Annotated in this window: 1 pseudogene; it reads left to right on the plus strand. The window is 43.9% G+C overall.

The window, feature by feature from the left end:
- Nucleotides 1-1,111 (plus strand): annotated as a pseudogene (locus HMPREF2637_RS09680) (cell surface protein); the annotation flags it as partial.

Below are 1,111 nucleotides of genomic sequence, written 5' to 3' on the forward strand. Positions count from 1 at the left end.
GAAGGCGATAGCCGTGTGCCAATGAACGATGATGTTCCAGCAACATTTGATGATGGCTCAACTACCAAGTCAGTTGATGGCGTTGGTACCTACACAGTAGCAGCAGACGGTACTGTTACATTTGTTCCAGAACCAAGTTTTACAGGAACAGCACCAGCGGTTACAGTCGTTCGTGAAGACAAGAACGGAACAAAAGCTTCAGCGACTTACACACCATCAGTAACACCAATTACAGTGACTCCTACAGACAAGGTTTCTGCGGATATTCAAAACGTTCCTCAAACTCAAACACCAACCTTTGATTTGAGTAATGATAAGACTGCTGAAATCACAAGCAAGAAATTGGTGGATCCAGCAACTGGTCAACCGACTGATGAAACAACTGTAACAGTAGCAGGAGAAGGTAGCTATACTATCGACCCAACGACTGGAGCAGTAACATTTACGCCAGAAAAAGACTTTGTTGGTACTGCAAAAGGAGTAACTGTTCAGGCAACTGCTACGATTACAAATGCTAATGGTAAGACTGCAACCATTACTTCAGATGCGACCTACACACCAACTGTTGTGCCAGCAGTTCCAACTGCAAACCCTGCAACTTCAAAAGATATCCAAGGTGCGACTCAAACCGGTACACCAACCTTTGCAGGAACAACTGTTCAAGTGAATGGTGAAGATAAAGCTATTACGATCAAAGATAATAGCTACACGCTTTTGGATAATGATGGCAATGAAGTGACAAGTACACCAGCTTATGCCGCTGATGGTACAACTGAAATTGGTACTTACTCTATCGATTCAGCTACTGGTCAAGTCACTTTCACACCGACTGATAAATCATACACTGGTGCAGTCACACCAGCCAAGGTTCAAGCTGAAAGCTCAAACGGTATCAAGGTGGATACAACTTACACACCAGAAATTGTTCCAGTAACCCCAACAGCTACACCAGCTGAAACAACTGATATTCAAGGTGCAACACAAACTGGTAAACCTGAATTCAAGGGTGGAACTGTAACAGTAGATGGCGTTGAGAAAACAGTAGCGATTAATGAAGCTGTTCCAGCGACCTTCGATGATGGTTCAACGACTAAGACAGTTGACGGCGTTG

Origin of the sequence: Streptococcus sp. HMSC065H07, assembly GCF_001837325.1 — a bacterium.
GTDB lineage: Bacteria > Bacillota > Bacilli > Lactobacillales > Streptococcaceae > Streptococcus > Streptococcus salivarius_H.